A 23967-nucleotide genomic window follows, 5' to 3' on the forward strand; every position below is an offset into this window, starting at 1 on the left:
CAATTCAATCGTTCTTTGAAAACTAGATAATGTAATGAAGAAGATTACCGAGTAATCGCCACCTTAGTTATTTTTCTCTCTATATATTATAGATTGATTTAAAATACTAAACTTTTTTTAATAAACACAACCGAGAGGGTTGTGAGAAGCAAGCAGTTCAAGGAAGCGAGCGAGGAAACACCGGAGTGTGCGTCTTGTGCACATGAGGATGTTGACGAGTGAGCTGACGCCGAAATGCGTAGCTTATCGCAAGCCGAACAATGGTTAAGTTAATAAGGGCGCACGGTGAATGCCTTGGCACTAGGAGCCGATGAAGGACGGGACTAACACCGATATGCTTCGGGGAGCTGTAAGTAAGCTTTGATCCGGAGATTTCCGAATGGGGAAACCCCCTATCCGTTATGGGATAGGATCCATACCTGAATACATAGGGTATGGAAGGCAGACCCGGGGAACTGAAACATCTAAGTACCCGGAGGAAGAGAAAGCAAACGCGATTCCCTGAGTAGCGGCGAGCGAAACGGGATTAGCCCAAACCAAGAGGCTTGCCTCTTGGGGTTGTAGGACATTCTATACGGAGTTACAAAGGAACGAGATAGACGAAGAGGTCTGGAAAGGCCCGCCATAGGAGGTAAAAGCCCTGTAGTTGAAACTTCGTTCCCTCCAGAGTGGATCCTGAGTACGGCGGGACACGAGAAATCCCGTCGGAAGCAGGGAGGACCATCTCCCAAGGCTAAATACTCCCTAGTGACCGATAGTGAACCAGTACCGTGAGGGAAAGGTGAAAAGCACCCCGGAAGGGGAGTGAAAGAGATCCTGAAACCGTGTGCCTACAAGTAGTTAGAGCCCGTTAATGGGTGATAGCGTGCCTTTTGTAGAATGAACCGGCGAGTTACGATTACATGCGAGGTTAAGTTGGACAGACGGAGCCGTAGCGAAAGCGAGTCTGAATAGGGCGAATGAGTATGTGGTCGTAGACCCGAAACCAGGTGATCTACCCATGTCCAGGGTGAAGTCCAGGTAACACTGGATGGAGGCCCGAACCCACGTACGTTGAAAAGTGCGGGGATGAGGTGTGGGTAGCGGAGAAATTCCAATCGAACTTGGAGATAGCTGGTTCTCTCCGAAATAGCTTTAGGGCTAGCCTCATGCGTAAGAATCTTGGAGGTAGAGCACTGTTTGGACTAGGGGCCCTCATCGGGTTACCGAATTCAGACAAACTCCGAATGCCAAAGATTTATCCATGGGAGTCAGACTGCGAGTGATAAGATCCGTAGTCAAGAGGGAAACAGCCCAGACCACCAGCTAAGGTCCCAAAGTATACGTTAAGTGGAAAAGGATGTGGAGTTGCTTAGACAACCAGGATGTTGGCTTAGAAGCAGCCACCATTTAAAGAGTGCGTAATAGCTCACTGGTCGAGTGACTCCGCGCCGAAAATGTACCGGGGCTAAACGTATCACCGAAGCTGTGGATTGAACATCGTTGATGTTCAGTGGTAGGAGAGCGTTCTAAGGGCGTTGAAGCTAGACCGTAAGGACTGGTGGAGCGCTTAGAAGTGAGAATGCCGGTATGAGTAGCGAAAGATGGGTGAGAATCCCATCCACCGAATGCCTAAGGTTTCCTGAGGAAGGCTCGTCCGCTCAGGGTTAGTCGGGACCTAAGCCGAGGCTGAAAAGCGTAGGCGATGGACAACAGGTTGATATTCCTGTACCACCGTATTCTGTTTGAGTGATGGGGGGACGCAGGAGGATAGGGTAAGCGCACTATTGGATGTGCGTCTAAGCAGTTAGAGGGACCATGAGGCAAATCCCATGGTCACATACCTTGAGCTGTGATAGCGAGGGAAATTTAGTACCGAAGTTCTTGATTCCACACTGCCAAGAAAAGCCTCTAGCGAGGAATAAGGTGCCCGTACCGCAAACCGACACAGGTAGGCGAGGAGAGAATCCTAAGGTGAGCGAGAGAACTCTCGTTAAGGAACTCGGCAAAATGACCCCGTAACTTCGGGAGAAGGGGTGCTCATTAGGGTGTTAAAGCCTTGATGAGCCGCAGTGAATAGGCCCAGGCGACTGTTTAGCAAAAACACAGGTCTCTGCGAAGCCGCAAGGCGAAGTATAGGGGCTGACGCCTGCCCGGTGCTGGAAGGTTAAGAGGAGAGGTTAGCTCACGCGAAGCTTTGAATCGAAGCCCCAGTAAACGGCGGCCGTAACTATAACGGTCCTAAGGTAGCGAAATTCCTTGTCGGGTAAGTTCCGACCCGCACGAAAGGCGTAACGATCTGGGCACTGTCTCAACGAGAGACTCGGTGAAATTATAGTACCTGTGAAGATGCAGGTTACCCGCGACAGGACGGAAAGACCCCGTGGAGCTTTACTGTAGCCTGATATTGAATTTTGGTACAGCTTGTACAGGATAGGTAGGAGCCTTAGAAGCCGGAGCGCTAGCTTCGGTGGAGGCGTCGGTGGGATACTACCCTGGCTGTATTGAAATTCTAACCCACATCCCTTATCGGGATGGGAGACAGTGTCAGGTGGGCAGTTTGACTGGGGCGGTCGCCTCCTAAAGAGTAACGGAGGCGCCCAAAGGTTCCCTCAGAATGGTTGGAAATCATTCGTAGAGTGTAAAGGCACAAGGGAGCTTGACTGCGAGACCTACAAGTCGAGCAGGGACGAAAGTCGGGCTTAGTGATCCGGTGGTTCCGCATGGAAGGGCCATCGCTCAACGGATAAAAGCTACCCCGGGGATAACAGGCTTATCTCCCCCAAGAGTCCACATCGACGGGGAGGTTTGGCACCTCGATGTCGGCTCATCGCATCCTGGGGCTGTAGTCGGTCCCAAGGGTTGGGCTGTTCGCCCATTAAAGCGGTACGCGAGCTGGGTTCAGAACGTCGTGAGACAGTTCGGTCCCTATCCGTCGTGGGCGCAGGAAATTTGAGAGGAGCTGTCCTTAGTACGAGAGGACCGGGATGGACGCACCGCTGGTGTACCAGTTGTCTTGCCAAAGGCATCGCTGGGTAGCTATGTGCGGAAGGGATAAGTGCTGAAAGCATCTAAGCATGAAGCCCCCCTCGAGATGAGATTTCCCATAGCGCAAGCTAGTAAGATCCCTGAAAGATGATCAGGTTGATAGGTTAGAGGTGGAAGTGTGGCGACACATGCAGCTGACTAATACTAATCGATCGAGGACTTAACCAAACAGGCGATTACTCAATAAATATCTTCTTCAACATTACCTAGTTTTGAGGGAACGATTCCCTTACAATTTCATAGTCCGGTGGCGATAGCGAGAAGGTCACACCCGTTCCCATACCGAACACGGAAGTTAAGCTTCTCAGCGCCGATGGTAGTTAGGGGCTGTCCCCTTGTGAGAGTAGGACGTTGCCGGGCAAGATAAAAGAGCACATCATTTGTATGTGCTCTTTTTTGTGTATATGAGTTAGTAAATATATGCTCCCCAAAAAAATAACATTGAGAAAATCATAACATTAAGTATAAATTATTGAGTTTGAGGGTTTAATAGAAGATCAAAAAATGAATGATTGAATGGAACCTCATTTGGTTATAACCCAATGAGGTAATGTTTTAGATACTAATAGTGGTCAATATGGCTTTCAAGTGATACGCAAATGACTATGGTGGTTTGATTCAATACTGCCACGATAAATTGTTCCTTGTAGTAAGGCAAATTGATATAAAGGATTTGGAAATCAGCATTATCTTAGTCAGAAAACTGTTGGCTCGTTTAGAAAGGCATTAAATTAACTTTCGTTAGCTCATCACATGTGAGTAAAGAAAGAGCAAGAATGTAATTTGGACTTTTACGATCTCTTTATCTTTCAACAATTGAACCTACAGATTCCTTGAAGAAGTTGATTTATGCATAGTGCTCCGTATGACGAAAGCAACACTGTAGATAGTTTCCCAAAGTAAAAAAACTCCCTAATATTTGTTAAAATAATAGAGAAAATCATAAGATAAGTATAGAAGCAAAAGGGAATTTAAGATAAAATTTCAGGTGTAGTGACTCTTTTTAATTGTTGGACATAATAATTATAATGAGGATCATCTGTTTCGGTATTCACGATTTGTTCCTCACACTGCATACAAATAAAAGAAGTATATAAATGGATACCAGTAGATTGTGATTGTTCACAGATTACACATGTTTTTTCATTAAACGTTTTCACAATGTCACCTCCGTACATTCAATCATAGCCAATGATGATAAAATATATACAATATTTAGAATTTTACTCTCATAAGTGAGTTGTTAACAGTTTATGTTTGTAATCACCAATAGGTGTATGTCTATACAGTAAATTTATAAAAAGGATTTGCGTTCAATGGATCAGAAACAAATGCCGTTAGTTGAAAAATTAATACAGCATATAAAAAGAAAGCCTGAGAATTATCATGTACCTGGTCATAAAGGGGGGAGTCTGCTCACCGGAGTGAATGAGGTTGATGATTATTTTCGACAACTATTACAATTGGATTTGACAGAAATCAGCGGGCTTGATGATCTTCATTCCGCTGAAGAAGTAATCAAAGAAGCTCAATCCTTGCTTGCCGCTTTATACGGGGCTAAAAGAAGTTTTTTTCTTATAAATGGTTCTACTGTAGGTAATTTAGCGATGATTTGTGGCACATTAAAAAGGGGAGACCGTGTGCTTGTTCAACGGAATAGTCATAAGTCTATTTTAAATGGCCTGAGACTTATTGGAGCTGAACCCATTTTTATCCTGCCTGAATTTAACCAGGAATGGGGCATTAATGAAGGTGTCTCCTATACTCATATTGAAGAGGCATTAAGTAAGTATGAAGATATTAAAGCTGTTATTCTTACTTACCCGAGTTATTATGGTACAGTGTATCCATTAGAAGATATTATTGCACTATGCCGTGAAAAAAAAGTATTAGTTTTAGTTGATGAAGCACACGGTGCTCATTTTATAGCGAGTACAAGATTTTTCCCACCCTCAAGTTTACAATTAGGAGCAGATGTCGTTATACAATCTGCCCATAAAACATTGCCAGCATTGACAATGGGGGCCTTTCTTCATATTCAAGGTGATCGGGTGGATGAAGACAGCATACAGGAATATTTAAGTATGTTGCAATCCAGTAGCCCATCTTATGTTATTATGGCTTCATTAGATATGGCTAGATTCTTTGTCAGTCAATATACAGAAGAAGATGGTAAACATTTAGTCCAACGGATAAAAGAATTGAAGGAGAAATTAAGTAATATTGCTGGACTAGCTATTATGCCAACAGATGATCCATTGAAACTGGGATTACAGTTTAAACATATCAGTGGTTATCAACTACAAGAGCTGCTAGAGAAACGAGGTATTTATACAGAGTTAGCTGATCCGTTAAATGTTTTATTTGTACTTCCATTATTAAGGTGTGCCGATGAGGATCGTTTCAGTAAAATTATCGATGCATTGCAAGAAGTTAGTACTGACATTCCCAATGCAGAAAAAGAGGAAAAGGTGAATCCAATTCCATCGCATTCAGAATTAGTAGAGGTACCAGAGGGAGCAATGATTGTTACAGTTCCTTTTGCAAGTGCGATTGGTGAAATTAGCGCACGAATGGTGACACCATACCCGCCTGGTATTCCTTTAATATATAAAGGTGAAAGAATTACAAAAGAGCATATCACTAGTTTGGAAGGTTATTTAAATAAAGGTGCACGAATTCAAAACAGGAAAAACTTAAATCAATCATACATAGAAATATATAAGACAGCGAGGGACAAGGATGACTAAAGGTTACTTTATATCAATTGAAGGTCCAGACGGGGCAGGAAAAACGACGATTACAGAAATGGTTAAGGAACAATTAGAAACAGAAGGATATAATGTAGTACATACGAGAGAGCCTGGTGGAATTGCTATTGCTGAACAGATCCGGGCTGTTATACTGGATCCGAAGAATACAAAAATGGATGCAAGAACAGAGGCGTTACTTTATGCCGCGGCAAGAAGACAACATTTAGTTGAAAAGGTCTTACCAGCCCTTGAAATGGGTAAGATTGTACTATGTGATCGATTTGTTGATAGCTCTATTGCATATCAAGGATTTGCAAGAGGGATTGGTATTGAGGAAGTTTGGTCCATCAATCAGTTTGCCATTGAAAATGCCATGCCTCAATTGACTTTGTACTTCGATATCGCACCAGAACGAGGGTTACAGAGAATTAATCAAAATAAGGGCAGGGAAGTAAACCGTTTAGATTTAGAAGATTTACAGTTTCATCAAAAGGTATATGAAGGGTATGAAATTGTTCGGAAGCAATCTTCTAATCGCATTCAAACTGTAAATGCCGATGCCTCTGTTGAAAAAGTATTTGAACAAACGATGGACATTGTTAGAAAAGCACTTCAAAATAAGGATTAAGCTACTTGGCGAAAAATTCGGTCAGTATATCTCTGTTTGTGCATAGAATAACTGATATAATAGGAGAAAGTAAAGATATAGGAGGGTGGTATGATGAAGCTCGTATTAGCAGTCATACAAGATCAAGATAGTAATAAGTTATCTAAAGCATTAGTAGATCATAATTTTCGTGCAACCAAATTAGCCAGTACAGGGGGATTTTTAAAGTCGGGTAATACAACCTTTTTAATTGGTACGGAAGATATTCGAGTAGACAAATGCTTACAGGTCATTAAGGATAATTGCCAATCGAGAGAGCAACTTGTTGCGCCGGTTTCACCAATGGGTGGTAATGCCGATTCATATATTCCTTACCCTGTTGAAGTAGAAGTAGGTGGAGCAACTGTATTTGTTCTTCCAGTAGAACAATTCCATCACTTCTAAACCTATTTGGAGGCATAAATGAAGATTAATCAAGATTTACGTCTTAATATAGATAATAGAAGGCAAGACAGTAAGCATCCTATTGGATCGCAAGTGCGTTTTAATGATCTTGTGCAAAAAAGTGGTCAAAAAATGCAGATGACACAAATGCAAATGCTTTTAGGTGATATAGAATCAGCTGGACAGAGGGTAGCTAAGTCCAGGAGCTTTAAAGATTTAGCAAAATACAAAATGCTGGTTAAGCGTTTTGTGAAAGAGACTGTTGAGTATGGGTTGGATATTAAGCAATCCCATAGTTGGAATCAACTAGGACAAAGTAGGTCATTGAAAATTGTAGAAACGATTGATGAAAAGCTTGCTCAACTAGCCGATGACCTACTTTTACAAGAGAAAAGTGCCATTGATATTCTTAGTAAAATCGGAGAAATCAAAGGATTATTAATAAATTTATATACGTAAGTGAGTGATCAGCATGACAAAAACATGGGATCAAATAGAAGAATTACAGCCAGTCGTGTTGAAGATGCTTAAAAATAGTTTAAGTAAGGAACGCCTTGCCCACGCTTACCTTTTTGAAGGACTGAAAGGAACAGGAAAAAAAGATACGGGTATGCTTCTAGCAAAGAGTCTTTTTTGCACTGCTCCAATAAATAACTATGTTCCATGTGAAACATGTAATAACTGCAAAAGGATTAATCACTTTAATCATCCGGATGTACATCTTGTTGAGCCGGATGGTCAATCAATAAAGAAGCAGCAGATTCGGTCATTACAGGAAGAGTTTTCAAAACGGGGCGTCGAATCCAGTAGAAAAGTATATATTATCGTTCATGCTGATCGAATGACAACAAACGCAGCTAATAGTTTGCTGAAATTTCTCGAAGAACCGCATATGGATACAACAGCAATTTTATTGACTGAACAATCTCAACGAATGTTACCTACCATATTATCAAGATGTCAAACGATCTCATTTCAGCCAATAGCTGCAAAATTTTTAGTACAACAATTCGTAGATTATGGTGTGAAAGAAAAGTATGCACCATTACTTGCGCAAATTACCCATAATTTGGACGATGCTTTAGCATATAGTAATGATGATTGGTTTGTACAAGCGCAAAAAATAGTGTTAAAATTATACGAAGTACTTAAAAAAAATCCGTTACAAGCGATGGTCACTCTCCAAGAGGAGTGGTTTCCACATTTTAAGGAGAAAGAACATCTGGATTTAGGTTTAGACTTATTACTTCTTTTATTAAAAGATTTGTTATATATACAGCTTGATAAGAGTGATAGGCTCGCCTATACGCATGAGCTAAGCTGGCTAGAACAACACGCGCTTCATACATCTAATAGAAAGTTAACAGAGCAAATGGCTGCAGTTTTAGATGCAAAAAGGAAGCTGCAAGCAAACATGAATGCGCAGCTGTTAATGGAACAGTTAGTGTTAAAGATGCAGGAGGGATCTTCATTTGTATGATGTAGTAGGTGTTCGCTTTAAAAAAGCGGGCAAAATATATTATTTTGATCCCGGTGATCTTCAAATACAAAAGGATGACTTTGTCATTGTCGAGACTGTAAGAGGAGTAGAATACGGTAAAGTTGTCATTGCTCCTAAAAAGGTTGGAGAACATGATGTAGTCCTACCTTTAAAAAAAGTTCTACGTATTGCTGATCAAAAGGATCGTATGATTGTAGAAGAGAATAGACAAGCGGCTAAAGAAGCTTATCAAGTTTGTTTAGAAAAAGTAACTACTCATCAATTAGATATGAAATTGGTGGATGTTGAATATACTTTTGACCGCAATAAGGTCATCTTTTACTTTACTGCTGATGGTAGAGTGGATTTCCGTGAACTAGTAAAGGATTTAGCGGCCATTTTTCGGACAAGAATTGAACTTCGTCAAATTGGCGTTCGTGATGAGGCGAAGATGCTTGGTGGCATAGGTCCATGTGGCAGAATGCTTTGTTGTTCCACTTTTTTAGGTGATTTTGACCCAGTTTCGATTAAAATGGCTAAAGATCAAAATTTATCTTTGAACCCGACGAAGATATCTGGACTATGTGGTCGTTTAATGTGCTGTTTGAAATATGAAAATGACGAGTATGAAGCAGCTAAAAAAGAGCTCCCAGATGTAGGGGAATGGGTGAAGACACCAGAGGGTTCTGGAAGGGTAGTAGGGTTAAATATACTTGAAAGAATTCTACAAGTTAACCTAAAGGAACAGGAAAGAGTGCTAGAATTTACGTTAGACGAAATTAATGAGAATGCCGTGTCAGTTCAATCCACAGATTAATGAGGTGGAATGCTTGGATAAAAAAGAAATCTTTGACTCTGTAGATAATATGGAATCGCAAATCGGTCAATTATATATACAGCTTGGTGAGTTGAAACAGCATCTTGCTGAGGTGTTAGAAGAGAATAACGCATTGAAGTTGGAAAATGAACATTTACGTAGAAGATTAAAGATTACATCTGACCGAGAAAAGAAAAATGAACAGCAGAAGGAAGAAACAGAGAAAGAAAAACTCTTTGATATAGGGGAAGGCTATGACAACCTGGCTAGACTATATCAAGAAGGGTTCCATATTTGTAATCTTCATTTTGGTAGTCCTAGAAAAGATGGGGATTGCTTGTTCTGTTTATCATTTTTAAATAAAAAATAATCGATACCTTCCTTCTAAACAAGGAAGGTTTTTTTAAAGATATAAATTTCATTTTCTAAGTGTAGAGGAATCTTCGGCTTAAGGGGTTTCAACCGATAAAATAAATAGATACGAAGTGTGCTTTTTAGTAATGGAGGAAGAGAAATGGTTATTTTAAAGGGTGATGAAAGGTTAGATCATTTGTTAGCAGAGGGGTTGAGAATTATTCAAAGTCCTTCCGTATTTTCATTTTCGGTTGATGCCGTGTTATTAGCTCGATTCACCTACTTACCTATACAAAAAGGAAATATCATAGATTTATGTAGTGGGAATGGTGTGATACCTTTGTTTTTAAGCGCAAGAACAAAAGGAATGATTACAGGGGTGGAAATACAAGATCGTCTTGTTGATATGGCGAATAGAAGTATTCATTATAATCAACTAGAGAATCAAGTTAAGGTGGTAAAGGGAGATGTTAAAGGCATTGCTCGGCAATTAGGGTATGCTAAGTATGATGTGGTGACATGCAATCCACCTTACTTTCCAGTTGATACCAATAAACATAAAAATGAAAATGAGCATTATGCGATTGCTCGGCATGAGATTCTCTGTACATTAGAAGATACAATTCAGTCAGCTAGTCAACTAGTTAAGCACGGAGGGAAAGTTTCTTTTGTTCATCGCCCAGGTAGGTTGTTAGATATCGTGACATTAATGAGAAAGTATGAGATAGAACCAAAAAGGATTCAACTCGTTTATCCTGAGCAAGGAAAAGAAGCGAATGTGCTTCTAGTGGAAGGCATTAAAAAAGGAAAACCTGACTTAAAAATATTGCCGCCATTGTATATCTATGAGACGTCGGGTGAGTATACAAAGGAAATGAGGTTGATGTTGTATGGAGACTGAAACTCATTACTTTTACGTACTCGAATGCAAAGACGGCACCTTCTATGCTGGATATACAAATAATCTTATGCAAAGGATAGAAAAGCATAATGCTGGGAAAGGCGCTAAATATACAAGGGGAAGAGCCCCGCTAACACTTATTTTTCATCAAATATTTTCTAGTAAGTCAGATGCACAGAAAATGGAATATCGTTTTAAGCGATTGAGTAGACAGAAAAAAATTGAATGGATGAATACCCAAAGAGAAGAAGGTCGGTGAGTAATATGCAACAACAGAAGAGTTTCCATATGGAGAGTGAAAAAGGTATTCTCTACTTAGTGCCAACACCCATAGGTAATCTAGAGGATATTAGCTATCGCAGCTTAAGAATATTAAAGGAAGCCGATTGGATTGCTGCAGAGGATACTAGGAATACAAAAAAACTATGCAACTACTTTGAGATAGAGACACCCATTATTAGTTACCATGAGCATAATAAAGAGAGTAGCGGGTATAAATTAATTGCGAAGTTGAAAGATGGAGAGAAAATTGCGCTTGTGAGTGATGCAGGTATGCCAACCATTTCTGATCCAGGATATGAACTGGTTACTAGTGCCATTGAAGAGAAGCTCACTGTTGTCCCGTTACCTGGTGCGAATGCTGCACTTACAGCATTGATTGCCTCGGGGCTACCAACACAGCCATTTTTCTTTTATGGCTTTTTAAATCGGCAAAAGAAGCAGAAAAAGGCAGAGTTAGAGACGCTTTCAAAAGTATCTTCTACAATCATTCTATATGAATCTCCTCATAGGTTGAAGGAAAGCTTACAGCTCATGTTAGATATCTTAGGCGATCGTTCAATTGTTTTGAGTAGGGAGCTGACAAAGAAGTATGAAGAGTTTATTAGAGGATCGATAAGAGAAGCAGTAGAATGGGCAGGCCAATCTGAAATTCGCGGGGAATTTTGTTTAATTATTGAGGGTTGCAAAGAGCCAGTAGAAGAAAGTAAGTGGTGGGAAGGGTTATCTATTGAAGAGCAAATTACTTATTATATAGAAGAAAAAGGTATGAAAAGTAAGGATGCCATTAAACAAACAGCGCTAGACCGTGATATGAATAAACGAGAGGTATACAAGATTTATCATATTGATGAAGCGTAAAAAAATAGAGACTCGCAAATAGGAGTCTCTTTGTTTATTTATTTAGTTAGTTCAAAATTGCTTTGGATTTCTTTAATTAATTGCTCAGCGCCATCTTTGCTAAGGATTAATTTTCCACCAGCTAGTGAGATGTTATCATCGGATACTTCACCAGTAACTTGGCAAGTCATGTTTGGCTTATATTTTTTTAAGATGATTTTTTCATCATCCACATAGATTTCTAATGCGTCTTTCTCTGCAATACCAAGAGTACGTCTAAGTTCAATTGGAATAACTACACGACCTAATTCATCAACTTTACGAACAATACCAGTAGATTTCATATTAATTGCTCCTCCCAGTCATCTATCTAATTATTTATCTTTTTCGTCATTATTCGACAAAAATCATTGTTGATATTATAATACCAACCATTGCCATAATCGTCAATTACTTTATTTTATTTTTGTGTGGAAATTATTAACATGAAGAGGAATATTGATTTATCAACGTTTATGATGGAAAAGTCATGGATAAAAACTCACCCAATTTCCAGTAGACGTACATACCTCGTTTCGACAAAACGACATAATTCGACAAATTTCATCTATTTGTCTATTTTTTGTCGAACGATTAATTTGATTATGGCTTTTGAAAAAACACGGAGATTGCAATAAAACCATCGCTTCTCCCTTCGGAAATGTTGCACAAATTCAAGTTTTTAGGTATATTTTGAGGAAGATAGAGGCTAAGATGACTCATATATATTCTTTTTTTCATGCAAAGAAGAAACAATAAATATATGGTCAGATATGAGAGATTAGACTCGTCATAAGGGCGGGTTTTTTAAGATGAGGAGGAAATAAACATGGAGGAAAAATTAAAGACTTTTTATTTAACCACTCCAATTTACTATCCGAGCGGAAATTTACATATTGGACATGCTTATACGACCGTTGCTGGTGATGCGATGGCACGTTATAAGCGTCTACGAGGTTATGATGTAATGTATTTGACGGGTACTGATGAGCATGGCCAAAAAATTCAAGAAAAAGCGGAAGAAAAAGGCGTGTCTCCCCAAAGTTATGTGGATGAAATCGTTGGTGGTATCCAAGACTTATGGAAAAAGTTAGATATTTCTTATGATGACTTCATTCGTACAACAGAAACAAGACATAAAGAAGTAGTTGAGAAGATTTTTGCTCAATTATTAGAGCAAGGTGATATTTATCTTGGGGAATATGAAGGTTGGTATTGTACGCCTTGTGAATCGTATTTTACTGAAACACAATTAGTTGAAGGTAACTGTCCAGATTGTGGGAGACCGGTTCATCGTGTGAAAGAGGAGTCATATTTCTTTAAAGTAAGTAAATATGCTGATCGGTTACTACAATATTACGAAGACAACCCTTCTTTTATTCAACCAGAGTCTAGGAAAAATGAAATGATTAATAACTTCATTAAACCTGGGTTAGAGGATTTAGCTGTATCTCGTACAACATTTGATTGGGGTGTTCCGGTTCCTGGTAATCCTAAGCATGTCATTTATGTATGGATTGACGCCTTATCAAACTATATTACTGCATTAGGATATGGCTCAGATAATGATAGTAAGTATTTGAAGTACTGGCCTGCAGATGTTCATTTAGTCGGAAAAGAAATTGTGCGCTTCCATACTATTTACTGGCCAATTATGTTAATGGCACTAGACTTACCATTACCTAAGAAAGTATTCGCTCATGGTTGGTTATTAATGAAGGATGGAAAGATGTCTAAATCTAAAGGTAATGTAGTAGACCCAGTCACATTAATTGATCGTTATGGTTTAGATGCGTTACGTTACTACTTATTGCGCGAAGTGCCGTTTGGCGCTGATGGTGTATTTACACCTGAAGGTTTCATCGAGCGTATTAATTTTGATTTAGCCAATGATTTAGGAAATCTCTTGAATCGTACAGTGGCTATGATTAATAAGTACTTTGATGGCGTAATTCCAACTTATCGTGGTTCAAACGGTGAATTTGATCAAGCGCTTGTACAAATGAATAAAGAGACAGTTGGAAAATATGAAGAAGCAATGGAAAACATGGAGTTTTCAGTTGCGTTGTCTGCTGTATGGCAATTGGTCAGTCGTACGAATAAGTATATTGATGAAACAAAGCCATGGATGCTTGCGAAAGAGGAGAGTACACAAGAGGAATTAGCAACGACGATGTACCACTTAGCAGAATCGTTAAGAAGAATCGCCGTTCTATTACAACCGTTCTTAACTAGAACACCAGAGAAAATCTTTACACAGTTAAATGTAAACAAAGAAGAGCTCATCTCTTGGGAGAGCATTGAGACATTTGGTAAAATTGGCGAAGGTATAAAAGTACAAAAGGGCGACCCTATTTTCCCTCGTCTTGAAATTAGTGAAGAGGTTGAGTATATTAAGCAAAAAATGCAGGGTAGTGCACCTCAAGGTGAAAAAGAAGAGAAGCAAGTACAAGCGAAACCAGATAGTGAGGAAATCACGATTGATGACTTCATGAAAGTGGATTTACGTGTTGCTCAAGTTATAGAGGCTGAACCAGTCAAAAAAGCGGATAAGTTATTAAAATTACAATTGGATTTAGGTTATGAAAAACGTCAAGTTGTTTCAGGTATCGCAAAGTTTTACAAACCAGAAGATTTAGTTGGCCGTAAAGTTATTTGTGTAACCAATCTTAAACCTGTTAAATTGCGTGGAGAATTATCTGAGGGAATGATTCTTGCTGGAAGTGAAGATGGCGCATTATCATTAGCTACAATTGCAGAGTCATTACCAGTAGGCGCGAGAGTCAAATAATATCCGATTAATGGAAGCAGAAGGTTTTTTAGAACATAGAAATGTGATCCGTTACAAAGACGATGATGCATTTCTATGTTTTTTATTTTTATATAATATATCTAAATAAAGTTATTAAGGTTAACTATATATATAGAAGGAAGATGTTTATTTAATATTATAGTTGTTAGTTTTCTAAAATAATAATAAAAAAGGAGAAATGAGGATGCTATTTGATACACATGTTCATTTAAATGCGGAGCAATATGACGAGGATTTGGCAGAAGTGATTAAGCGAGCAAGAGAAGCTGGGGTTGAAAAAATGGTCGTTGTTGGTTTTGATAGACCTACAATTGAAAGAGCAATGGAACTGATTGAACAATATGATTTCCTTTATGCGAGCATTGGTTGGCATCCGGTTGATGCGATTGATATGACTGAAGGAGATTTAATTTGGATAGAAGAATTATCGAAGCATCCAAAAGTAGTCGCAATCGGAGAAATGGGATTAGATTACCATTGGGATAAGTCACCAAAAGATGTGCAAAAAGATGTGTTTAGACAACAAATTCAATTGGCAAAAAAAGTAAAATTACCGATTATTATTCATAACCGTGAAGCAACAGCTGATATCGTAGAAATATTAAAAGAAGAAAATGCTGCTGAAGTAGGTGGGATTATGCATTGTTTTAGTGGAAGCCCTGAAACAGCTAAAGAATGCATTGATATGAATTTTTATATTTCATTAGGTGGCCCTGTTACTTTTAAAAATGCAAGAAAACCAAAGGAAGTGGCAGCAGAGATTCCATTAGAAAAATTGTTGATCGAAACAGATTGCCCATATTTAGCTCCGCACCCATTCCGTGGCAAACGTAATGAACCAAGCTATGTGAAGTTGGTCTGTGAACAAATTGCTGAAATTAAAAACATTCCAGTAGAAGAAGTTGCAGCAATTACAACCGAAAACGCAAAAAAATTATTCGCTATAAATTGACAGCAAATATTGTCAAAAATAATAGAAGCTTGTCCAAATGTTTTCTTATACCAAAAAGTTCTACACAGGAATCTGTCCTCATAGGATAACCATGTCGATATCTCTCACTTTGCAAAAAAATGCTTTTTCTGCATAATAGAGCGTACGTGCAGAAAAAATTTTTTCTTGTATGGAAAGAGGGAAAAAAGAGTGTTTCGGAGAATAGAAGGTATATCAGTTTGCCTGACTTCTGAAATGCTCGATTGATTCAGTATTTTTAGGGGGTGTGGATGATAAGGTGAACGTTCTTTTCTTGAACTCTTTATAAGGGGAAGAGGAATACTTGGGGATGTTCCGTTTTATCTTTCCCTCCAAAAAATCAGATAGTGAGTGTTGACAGTCAGCAAGATAGTCTATATAATCACTCCGAGAGAAAAGGAGGCAATTTTCATCGTGATAAATTACATGAAAAACCTGTTATCCAAGTCTTTGAGCAAGAAAAAATGGGCAGTTATCTTTGCTAGTCTAATCGTTACGATTACAGCTAGCGGTTTTTTAATCTTTGAAATGACAAAGAAAACCGTTGCTCTAACATTAGATGGTGAGGAACAAACAATAAATACACACGCAAAAACCATTCAAGAGATATTTGACGAAATGGATATAGGATTACGCTCAGAAGACTATGTGTACCCCTCGGTAGATAAAGCCGTTAAGGACAATATGGAAGTGGTTTGGAACCCTGCAGTGCAGGTGAAGATTACCGACAAAAAAGATTCCGAGGTCATATGGACAACAGCTGATACTGTGCAAGAGCTGATAGATGAAGAGAATATTGAATTAAGTAAACATGATGCCATAAAGCCTAAATTAGGTGATAAAATTACAGGTAAGATGGACATCAAGATTGATCGCGCGTTCAAAATTGAATTAGCAGACGGTGCGAATGATAAAACCGAAGAAGTGTGGTCAACTTCGACTACGGTCGCTGACTTTTTATCGCAACAAGATATTAAACTAGGAAAATTAGATCGTGTTGAACCAAAGTTGGATGAGACAGTCAAAGAAAATGACGTAATAAAAGTCATCAGAGTTGAAAAGGTCACCGATGTAGTGGAAGAACCAATTGAATATGCGGTCGTAACTAAAAAAGACGATAGCTTGAAAAAGGGTAGTGAAAAGGTTCTTGAAAAAGGTCAAGAGGGTCTTTTGAAAAAAGAATTTGAAATTACTCGTGAAAATGGAAAAGAAATCTCTCGTAAATTACTTAGTAAAGAAAAAGTAAAAGAATCAAAAAATCATATAGTTGCTGTTGGAACAAAAGTATCTCAACCAGTTACAAAAGTGGCATCTCGCGGCGAGAATAATGAATCTAGTGGCAAAGAAATGTATGTTAGCTCTACTGCCTATACTGCAGGTTGTAATGGTTGTTCAGGTGTCACAGCGACGGGATTAGATTTAAAAGCTAATCCGGGAGCAAAGGTGATAGCGGTAGATCCGAGCGTTATTCCTTTAGGGACAAAAGTATATGTGGAAGGTTATGGTTACGCTGTAGCTTCCGATACGGGATCTGCTATTAAAGGGAATAAGATTGACGTATTTTTCTCCAGTAAATCTGATGCTTATCGTTGGGGACGTAAGCAAGTGAAAATACGTGTGCTTAATTAGATGGTGTTTGTAAGCAGGGGAATTCATCCTCTGCTCTTTTTCTGTTATAATTATTTGCATTTTCTTTCGTAGGATGTTTCATATATAATAAAATGCATGCAATCTTGCTGTACTATCATTATATATATTTAGACGATTAACATTACAGAAATGTTTCACTTTTTTTGCAAATAATTCATTCTATTTAAAATAAGTTTGCTGAATAAGTATAAATTGGAAGTTTTTAGTGAACGGATAGGTGTTAAGATGAAAATAAAAGAGATTATCGTGGTAGAGGGTAAGGACGATACTGTCGCGATTAAAAAGGCATTAGATGCCGATACAATTGAAACAAATGGCTCAGCCATAAATTTTGAGACATTAGAAAAAATAAAACTGGCGCAAAAAACGAGAGGTGTTATTGTTTTAACAGATCCTGATTTTCCTGGTGAGAAAATTAGACATACGATTACAAAGCATGTCCCACAATGCAAGCACGCTTTTATTGATAAACAATTTGCGATAGCTAAGCATGGTAAAGGTGTAGGTGTAGAGCATGCTTCTGTTGAGGTAATACGAGAGGCGCTCTCCCATGCCTATGTCATGACAGAGGAGGCTGTGTCTGAAGTGACGCAGGCTGATTTAATGGACGCAGGCTTAATTGGTGGCAGTGACGCAAAGAAGCGCCGTGAAGAGCTAGGCAAGATTTTAAAGATAGGTTATGCCAATGGCAAGCAACTTTATAAACGTTTAACAATGTTTCAAATTACAAAGAAAGACTTTTTGGCAGCGGTAGCTAAAATGGACAAGGAGCTTGGTTATGAATAAGGATATTGCCACACCGATAAGAACGAAAGCAATTTTAGAGAAGCATGGCTTTTCGTTTAAAAAGAGTTTAGGTCAAAACTTCTTAATAGACACGAATATATTAAATCGAATTGTGGATCATGCTGAATTAACATCCAAGTCTGGTGCAATTGAAATTGGTCCTGGTATTGGAGCATTAACTGAGCAATTAGCTAAGAGAAGTGAGAAGGTTTTAGCTTTTGAAATTGATCACCGACTATTACCAATATTGGCAGATACACTTGAGCCATATCCGAATGTAAAAGTTATTAATGAAGATGTGCTAAAGGCTGATATCGTTTCAGCGATACAACAAGAATTCGCAAATATCGATGATTTAATGGTAGTTGCTAATTTACCTTACTATGTCACTACGCCAATTATTATGAAGTTATTAGAGGATCAGCTCCCGATTAGAGGTATTGTATGTATGTTGCAAAAGGAGGTCGCAGAACGTATTTCTGCGAGTCCTGGCTCTAAAAGCTATGGCTCCCTTTCGATTGCAATTCAATATTATACAAAAGCAGAGACTGTTATGATTGTTCCTAAGTCTGTCTTCATTCCTCAACCGAATGTTGATTCTGCTGTTATCCGCTTAACAAAATTAGATCAACCAGCAGTGAAAGTCCAAGATGAAGCCTTCTTCTTTAAAGTAACAAGAGCAAGCTTTGCTCAAAGGAGAAAAACCATCCTCAATAATTTAACGAGTCAGTTAGAGAAGGGGAAAGAAAGAAAAGAGTTCATTTTACAGGCACTAAATCAAGCGGGGGTTGAACCAACGAGAAGAGGAGAAACGTTAGGGTTAGAAGAATTCGCTCGTTTGGCTGACGCATTACTACCTCACTTCAGTTCATAACATCTATTAGGTATTAGCACATATGAACCGGACTAATGACTTTATTAAAAGTGTTTAGTCCGTTTTTTATTTGGCTTTTGGGATTTGCAATTTTTCCTTGTACGGTGAAGAGGCGCTATAGAGAAGCACAGGTCCAAGCATTGGCGCATAATTTAACTAAAGAAACAGACTCAGGGAAATGGCCCAAAATGGAGTGACGACAGTGACTATAAAATTAATGGATATCGTTGGGAGGGTTTCCTATCATTGTGATATTATGTTCCGCGTTATTGACATAAGAGAGCATGATGGGAAAAGGATGGCGGTATTATATGGAGAAGATATAAGGCTCATTGCAGATGCTCCTTATGAGGATCTTATCATCATGAGTCAGTCTGATCAGCGAAGAATTATGCAGGAATTCCGCACACTTGAAGAGCAATCTCTTGAATTATTCCGTCAAGATGTTCATCTATTGCAAGAGAAAAGAGAATATACAGTAACAGAGGGATATAGTAAAGCAGCTAATTATTTTCAATTGCCCGGGAAGGTATTACATCTTGATGGTGATCCAGGTTATTTAAAGAAATGTTTAACGGTTTATGAGAAAATCGGTATTCCAGTTACTGGACTACACTTAAGTGAAAAAGATATGCCTCGTGTTATTGGGGAGTTAGTTGATTATTATCGACCGGATATTTTAGTTATTACTGGCCATGACGCATATACAAAGGCAAAGGGTAGTAAGTCAGATATAGAGGCATACCGCCATTCTAAGCATTTTGTGCAAACGGTGAAAGAAGCGAGGAAGAAGGTTCCTCATTTAGATCAACTTGTCATCTTTGCTGGAGCTTGTCAATCTCACTTTGAATCCCTGATTCATGCTGGAGCTAATTTTGCTAGTTCTCCTTCTAGAGTAAACATTCATGCGCTAGATCCCGTATATATTGTAAGTAAGATTAGTTTTACACCTTACAATGAGCATATTCGTGTTTGGGACGTGTTAAGAAATACATTATCTGGTGAAAGAGGCTTAGGTGGGGTGGAAACAAAAGGTGTGCTTAGGACGGGTATGCCGTTCCATTATGAGGAAGAGGAAGAACAATCTATTGATCCGTTTGGGTCATTTTAAAAGAGAGTTTACCTTTTGGGAAAATGATAAAATAAGGGGATGTTAGAGGGGCTTGCCAATGTTGGTAGGGCTTCTTTTTTATGAGGAAAAATAAGATTCTCAATAATTTTACATAATTTCCTAAAAGATGGGGAATGTTAGGAATGTAGAAAATTAGCAAAAAAAGTAGAACGAAATGTGTTGCAACTGTTTTTGTTTATTGATATAATTAATAATTTTACTTGACTTAATTGTGGTAAAGTGGTATACTTTTTATAGTGAGGTGGACCGAATGGGAAAAACATTATTGGATATCAAAAAGGCACTTGATTCAAATCTTGGTAAAAGGCTAATGCTCAAGGCTAATGGCGGACGCAGAAAGACAATTGAACGGTCTGGCGTTTTAGCTGAAACGTATCCATCTGTATTTGTCATCGAGTTAGATCAAGATGAAAATGCATTTGAACGCGTATCTTACAGCTATGCGGATGTTTTAACAGAAACGGTTCAAATTACTTTCTATGAAGACACATCAGGACAAGTTGCTTTAAGCTAACCTTATATAACATCAACAAAAGCGGCAAGCCAATTTGCTGCTTTTTTGTGTTTTAGAAAGGTTAAAACAACTACTAGTAATTACCTTTATGAAAAAAATACTTCTGAGGAAAGCTATGAGTAGCAATGAATAAGGAGTGATTCCAAGATGAGCAGAAGAAGGCGAATCATGTCAGAAGGAATGAAAGAAGAACTCGCTAAAGAATTAGGCTTTTATGACACCGTTCAACAAGAAGGCTGGGGCGGTATTACTTCTAAGGATGCTGGCAATATGGTGAAAAGAGCAGTAGAAAAAGCCTTAGCATCCTATCAGACAAAATAATTCATTGTGTTTTTTAGAGAAACAAATACGAAATCAGGCTAATGCTCCCCTATAGGTAGACAAATATCTGGCTACCTATGGAGGAGTATTTTTTTATGCTTAAACTCTCTGGAAGGAAAGTATTTAATATCAAACGCGTAGGCGAACGAAAGTCAGGAATCAGGAAGGTGAACAAAGGAGATATGGTTAGGTGAAATCGAGTTAGATTAGGGCAAAAGAAGCCCAATCAAAAAAACAAACTTCAGAAGTTTAGTCCGGGTGCGGATAAAATCGATCCAGAAAGCTATACTTCATGTTGGTTACAAAAACGATCGCCCGGAAATTCGAATCAAGAGTCACCCCTGATTTGTAAGACGAGCGCCCTTTTAATCTGTTTCTTACAATCGTTATACACAGCTTGTACATAACAAAGACCGCTTGGGCATAAGTACTTAGTTTACTTTATTTCGTTTTGCGATTACTTATTTTTCATCGTGAAAATGCTGATTGTTCCCAGGCTAATGTCAAAAAATTAATCTTAATATTGAATAATATTATTGCATACGTCTTACTTTTCTCGTTTTGTGGTAAAATAGGACAAAAAATGGAGTCGTCCTGAAATTTGTAAAGTAGGTGGAGAGTTTGAAACTTTTAGTAAAGGCTCCTGCTAAAATCAATTTATCACTAGATGTCCTCGGTAAACGAGAGGATGGTTATCATGAAGTAGAAATGATTATGACAACCATTGATTTGGCAGATCGTCTTGAATTAACGTTATTGGATAAAGATGAGATAAAAATTGTTTCACATAATCGCTTTGTTCCAGATGACCATAGGAACTTAGCTTATCAGGCAGCACATTTGCTAAAGAACAGGTTTAATGTGAAGCAAGGGGTTAGTATTGCGATTGAAAAAGTGATTCCTGTTGCTGCGGGATTAGCTGGGGGAAGCAGTGACGCAGCGGCCGCGTTAAGAGGCTTGAACAAGCTGTGGCAATTAGGGTTAACGATTGATGAGTTAGCGGAAATCGGTGCAGAAATCGGCTCTGATGTATCTTTTTGCGTTTATGGAGGGACAGCCCTTGCTACAGGTAGAGGAGAGCTTATTCAAGCTTTACCAGCTCCACCAACTTGCTGGGTGATTTTAGCCAAACCTTTTATCGGTGTTTCGACTGCTGAGGTGTATCGCCGCTTAAATAAGCAGGGAATTAAACATCCGCAAACCTTAGCAATGATTAAGGCCATTGAAGATCAGTCTTATAGCGATGTTTGCGCACATTTGTCTAATGTCCTTGAAAGTGTGACGTTAAAAATGCATCCAGAGGTTAACCAGATTAAGGAACAGATGCAGAGATTTGGTGCTGATGCAGTCTTAATGAGTGGTAGTGGCCCGACTGTATTTGGTTTAGCACAGCATGATTCTCGTATGCACCGCATTTATAATGGTCTAAGAGGATTTTGTGACCAAGTTTTTGCGGTTAGACTCCTTGGAGAACAGCATAAACTTGATTAAAGACGTATAATAATGTTATATTATCGTTATAATATTCGGTTTTTAATTAAAAGGAGGGCCAATCATGAAATTTCGTCGTAGTGAACGTCTAATTGATATGACACATTATCTTTTAGAGCATCCAAGACAATTGGTATCCTTAACCTTTTTCTCAGAAAGATATGGTTCAGCTAAATCATCAATTAGCGAAGATTTAGCGATAATAAAAGACACTTTTGAGCTTCGCGGAATAGGCACATTAGAAACAGTTCCAGGGGCAGCGGGTGGCGTGAGATATCAGGTGAAGGTACGAGATGAAGAAGCGAAACCGATCATTGCAGAACTATGTGAGTTAATTGCAAGTCCTGATCGCCTCTTGCCGGGCGGTTACCTTTATATGACTGATATTTTAGGTGACCCTATGATTGTACAAAAATGCGGTAAGTTAATTGCATCGGCTTATATTAATAAAAATATTGATATGGTCATGACAGTTGCAACAAAGGGAATTGCGCTTGCCTATGCAGTCGCTAATTATCTTAATGTTCCTGTTGTCATTGCCAGAAGAGATAGTAGAGTGACAGAGGGATCTACAGTCAGCATTAACTATGTATCAGGGTCTGCGAAAAGGATTCAGACAATGGTTCTTTCTAAAAGAAGTTTAGAAGAAGGTTCGAAAGTACTTATTGTTGATGATTTTATGAAGGCCGGCGGCACAATTAATGGCATGATTAGTATGCTAGATGAATTTAAAGCTACACTAGCTGGAATTGCTGTCTTAGTAGAATCAGAAAATGCAGATGAACGTTTAGTTGATGAGTATGTATCTCTCGTCCAGTTAGCAGATGTAGATGTGAGAGAAAAACGTATTAATGTAACTGAAGGAAACTACTTCAAAAGGAATTAAGTAGGGAGAGGGAGGAAGATTGAAATGAAGATCGTTCAAACGAATGAAGCTCCAGCGGCTATTGGACCGTATTCTCAAGGTATTGTTGTAAATAATATGTTTTATAGCTCGGGACAAATACCATTAACTACAGAAGGTGTTATGGTAGATGGTGATGTGAAGGAACAAACACATCAAGTATTTAAAAATTTACAAGCAGTATTACAAGAAGCAGGTGCATCACTTGAAACAGTCATCAAGACAACTGTCTTCATCCAAGATATGAACGACTTTGCAACTGTGAATGAAGTTTATGGAGAGTATTTCAATAACCACCAACCCGCTCGCTCTTGTGTAGAGGTAGCAAAATTGCCAAAAGAAGCAAAAATTGAAATAGAAGTTATCGCGCTTGTGAAGTAAATCTCATGTGGGGGATACACCATTCTGAAAGGATGGTGTATTTTTTATGAGACAAAAGTGAATTTCATGAAATCGAAATAGTAAAAGGAAATGGTATTTGGAAGAATTTTAATGGAAATCATCCATTTGTCCTAAAATTACGAAATATTTTTTCTAATTAAGAAGGAGTTTGCAATTATATGTGGAATTGTAAGTAAAGGATTTTATCTACTGGGAAAAGGTGGTGAACAGAATGGAAGTAACTGACGTAAGATTACGCCGCGTTAATACGGATGGCCGCATGAGGGCGATTGCATCTATTACTTTGGATCAGGAATTTGTCGTTCATGATATTCGTGTCATTGATGGTAATAACGGCTTATTTGTAGCGATGCCAAGTAAACGTACTCCGGATGGAGAGTTTAGAGATATTGCTCATCCGATTAATTCCGGGACTCGCGGTAAAATCCAAGAAGCAGTATTAGCAGAGTACCATCGTTTAGGTGAATTAGAGGAAGTAGAATTTGAAGAAGCGGGTGCTTCGTAGACAAATAGACACGCAGGTAGGAGTCCATACATCTTAGGTATGGGCTCTTTTTTTGTGTGTAAATT

General features: G+C 38.7%; 24 protein-coding genes and 2 rRNA genes. 24 read left to right on the top strand and 2 right to left on the bottom strand.

All coding sequences use genetic code 11. The annotated features are described in order from the left end of the window. Window positions 1-262 precede the first annotated feature (262 nt). Window positions 263-3195, top strand: a 23S ribosomal RNA gene (locus MKX67_RS00150). Window positions 3196-3270: 75 nt separating this feature from the next. Continuing rightward, window positions 3271-3387, top strand: a 5S ribosomal RNA gene (rrf, locus tag MKX67_RS00155). A gap of 611 nt (window positions 3388-3998) precedes the next feature. Here the strand turns inward: rrf and MKX67_RS00160 are convergent. Further along, window positions 3999-4187 carry a sigma factor G inhibitor Gin gene (locus MKX67_RS00160; RefSeq protein WP_233435334.1) on the bottom strand — a complete coding sequence of 63 codons (189 nt, stop codon included), beginning with the start codon at window positions 4185-4187 and terminating at the stop codon, window positions 3999-4001. A 156-nt stretch (window positions 4188-4343) separates the two neighbouring features. On the opposite strand from MKX67_RS00160, the gene MKX67_RS00165 reads away from it, so the two are divergent. The 10 genes from MKX67_RS00165 to rsmI all read left to right on the top strand — a co-directional run bounded on the left by MKX67_RS00165 (window position 4344) and on the right by rsmI (window position 11523). Beyond that, window positions 4344-5777: an aminotransferase class I/II-fold pyridoxal phosphate-dependent enzyme gene (locus tag MKX67_RS00165; protein WP_322910617.1), complete on the top strand. Its 1434-nt coding sequence runs from the start codon at window positions 4344-4346 to the stop codon at window positions 5775-5777. Then, the gene (gene tmk / locus MKX67_RS00170) at window positions 5770-6408 is read left to right on the top strand and encodes a dTMP kinase (protein ID WP_095371307.1); all 639 of its coding nucleotides are present in this window, start codon (window positions 5770-5772) and stop codon (window positions 6406-6408) included. The genes MKX67_RS00165 and tmk overlap by 8 nt, the downstream gene beginning before the upstream one ends. A gap of 93 nt (window positions 6409-6501) precedes the next feature. After that, a complete protein-coding gene (locus MKX67_RS00175) occupies window positions 6502-6831 on the top strand; it encodes a cyclic-di-AMP receptor (protein WP_095371306.1) in 330 nt (109 codons plus the stop codon). Between the two features lie 18 nt (window positions 6832-6849). After that, window positions 6850-7290, top strand: a complete 441-nt coding sequence (locus MKX67_RS00180; RefSeq protein ID WP_095371305.1) for a YaaR family protein — start codon at window positions 6850-6852, stop codon at window positions 7288-7290. A gap of 13 nt (window positions 7291-7303) precedes the next feature. After that, complete coding sequence (holB, locus tag MKX67_RS00185; RefSeq protein ID WP_095371304.1) at window positions 7304-8311, top strand: DNA polymerase III subunit delta'; 1008 nt, start codon at window positions 7304-7306, stop codon at window positions 8309-8311. Continuing rightward, window positions 8304-9128 carry a stage 0 sporulation family protein gene (locus MKX67_RS00190; protein WP_095371303.1) on the top strand — a complete coding sequence of 275 codons (825 nt, stop codon included), beginning with the start codon at window positions 8304-8306 and terminating at the stop codon, window positions 9126-9128. Before holB ends, MKX67_RS00190 begins: the two co-directional genes overlap by 8 nt. 13 nt (window positions 9129-9141) lie before the next feature. Next, window positions 9142-9498: a DNA replication initiation control protein YabA gene (gene yabA, locus MKX67_RS00195; protein WP_095371302.1), complete on the top strand. Its 357-nt coding sequence runs from the start codon at window positions 9142-9144 to the stop codon at window positions 9496-9498. 144 nt (window positions 9499-9642) lie between these two features. Continuing rightward, the gene (locus tag MKX67_RS00200) at window positions 9643-10383 is read left to right on the top strand and encodes a tRNA1(Val) (adenine(37)-N6)-methyltransferase (protein WP_095371301.1); all 741 of its coding nucleotides are present in this window, start codon (window positions 9643-9645) and stop codon (window positions 10381-10383) included. Beyond that, window positions 10373-10642: a GIY-YIG nuclease family protein gene (locus MKX67_RS00205; protein ID WP_095371300.1), complete on the top strand. Its 270-nt coding sequence runs from the start codon at window positions 10373-10375 to the stop codon at window positions 10640-10642. The genes MKX67_RS00200 and MKX67_RS00205 overlap by 11 nt, the downstream gene beginning before the upstream one ends. 5 nt (window positions 10643-10647) lie before the next feature. Then, on the top strand, window positions 10648-11523 hold the full coding sequence (rsmI, locus tag MKX67_RS00210) for a 16S rRNA (cytidine(1402)-2'-O)-methyltransferase (protein WP_322910618.1): 876 nt from the start codon (window positions 10648-10650) through the stop codon (window positions 11521-11523). Window positions 11524-11561: 38 nt separating this feature from the next. Here the strand turns inward: rsmI and MKX67_RS00215 are convergent, their stop codons facing one another. Then, window positions 11562-11852 (bottom strand): AbrB/MazE/SpoVT family DNA-binding domain-containing protein, encoded by a 291-nt coding sequence (locus MKX67_RS00215; protein WP_180317054.1) that lies wholly within the window; start codon window positions 11850-11852, stop codon window positions 11562-11564. A gap of 518 nt (window positions 11853-12370) precedes the next feature. Here MKX67_RS00215 and metG point away from each other — a divergent pair. The 12 genes from metG to spoVG all read left to right on the top strand — a co-directional run bounded on the left by metG (window position 12371) and on the right by spoVG (window position 23902). Then, window positions 12371-14332: a methionine--tRNA ligase gene (gene metG, locus MKX67_RS00220; RefSeq protein ID WP_095371296.1), complete on the top strand. Its 1962-nt coding sequence runs from the start codon at window positions 12371-12373 to the stop codon at window positions 14330-14332. A 205-nt stretch (window positions 14333-14537) separates the two neighbouring features. Continuing rightward, window positions 14538-15305 carry a TatD family hydrolase gene (locus MKX67_RS00225; protein ID WP_095371295.1) on the top strand — a complete coding sequence of 256 codons (768 nt, stop codon included), beginning with the start codon at window positions 14538-14540 and terminating at the stop codon, window positions 15303-15305. A gap of 444 nt (window positions 15306-15749) precedes the next feature. Next, window positions 15750-16952 carry a G5 and 3D domain-containing protein gene (locus tag MKX67_RS00230; RefSeq protein ID WP_095371294.1) on the top strand — a complete coding sequence of 401 codons (1203 nt, stop codon included), beginning with the start codon at window positions 15750-15752 and terminating at the stop codon, window positions 16950-16952. Between the two features lie 246 nt (window positions 16953-17198). Beyond that, window positions 17199-17759: a ribonuclease M5 gene (gene rnmV / locus MKX67_RS00235; RefSeq protein WP_095371293.1), complete on the top strand. Its 561-nt coding sequence runs from the start codon at window positions 17199-17201 to the stop codon at window positions 17757-17759. Beyond that, window positions 17752-18633, top strand: a complete 882-nt coding sequence (gene rsmA, locus MKX67_RS00240; RefSeq protein WP_095371292.1) for a 16S rRNA (adenine(1518)-N(6)/adenine(1519)-N(6))-dimethyltransferase RsmA — start codon at window positions 17752-17754, stop codon at window positions 18631-18633. The genes rnmV and rsmA overlap by 8 nt, the downstream gene beginning before the upstream one ends. 202 nt (window positions 18634-18835) lie before the next feature. Continuing rightward, the gene (gene yabG / locus MKX67_RS00245; protein WP_095371291.1) at window positions 18836-19744 is read left to right on the top strand and encodes a sporulation peptidase YabG; all 909 of its coding nucleotides are present in this window, start codon (window positions 18836-18838) and stop codon (window positions 19742-19744) included. A 271-nt stretch (window positions 19745-20015) separates the two neighbouring features. Continuing rightward, window positions 20016-20279 (top strand): Veg family protein, encoded by a 264-nt coding sequence (locus MKX67_RS00250; RefSeq protein WP_095371290.1) that lies wholly within the window; start codon window positions 20016-20018, stop codon window positions 20277-20279. 147 nt (window positions 20280-20426) lie between these two features. Further along, window positions 20427-20600: a small, acid-soluble spore protein, alpha/beta type gene (locus MKX67_RS00255; protein WP_095371289.1), complete on the top strand. Its 174-nt coding sequence runs from the start codon at window positions 20427-20429 to the stop codon at window positions 20598-20600. A 621-nt stretch (window positions 20601-21221) separates the two neighbouring features. Then, window positions 21222-22091 (top strand): 4-(cytidine 5'-diphospho)-2-C-methyl-D-erythritol kinase, encoded by an 870-nt coding sequence (ispE, locus tag MKX67_RS00260; RefSeq protein ID WP_095371288.1) that lies wholly within the window; start codon window positions 21222-21224, stop codon window positions 22089-22091. 64 nt (window positions 22092-22155) lie between these two features. Next, entirely contained in the window at window positions 22156-22977 is an 822-nt protein-coding gene (gene purR, locus MKX67_RS00265; RefSeq protein ID WP_095371287.1) for a pur operon repressor, read from the top strand. A gap of 24 nt (window positions 22978-23001) precedes the next feature. After that, window positions 23002-23376: a RidA family protein gene (locus MKX67_RS00270; protein WP_095371286.1), complete on the top strand. Its 375-nt coding sequence runs from the start codon at window positions 23002-23004 to the stop codon at window positions 23374-23376. 232 nt (window positions 23377-23608) lie between these two features. Further along, the gene (gene spoVG / locus MKX67_RS00275) at window positions 23609-23902 is read left to right on the top strand and encodes a septation regulator SpoVG (protein ID WP_095371285.1); all 294 of its coding nucleotides are present in this window, start codon (window positions 23609-23611) and stop codon (window positions 23900-23902) included. Window positions 23903-23967: the final 65 nt, after the last annotated feature.

The sequence above is a fragment of the Cytobacillus sp. FSL W7-1323 genome (genome assembly GCF_038595015.1).
Classification (GTDB): Bacteria; Bacillota; Bacilli; order Bacillales; family Cytobacillaceae; genus Cytobacillus; species Cytobacillus kochii.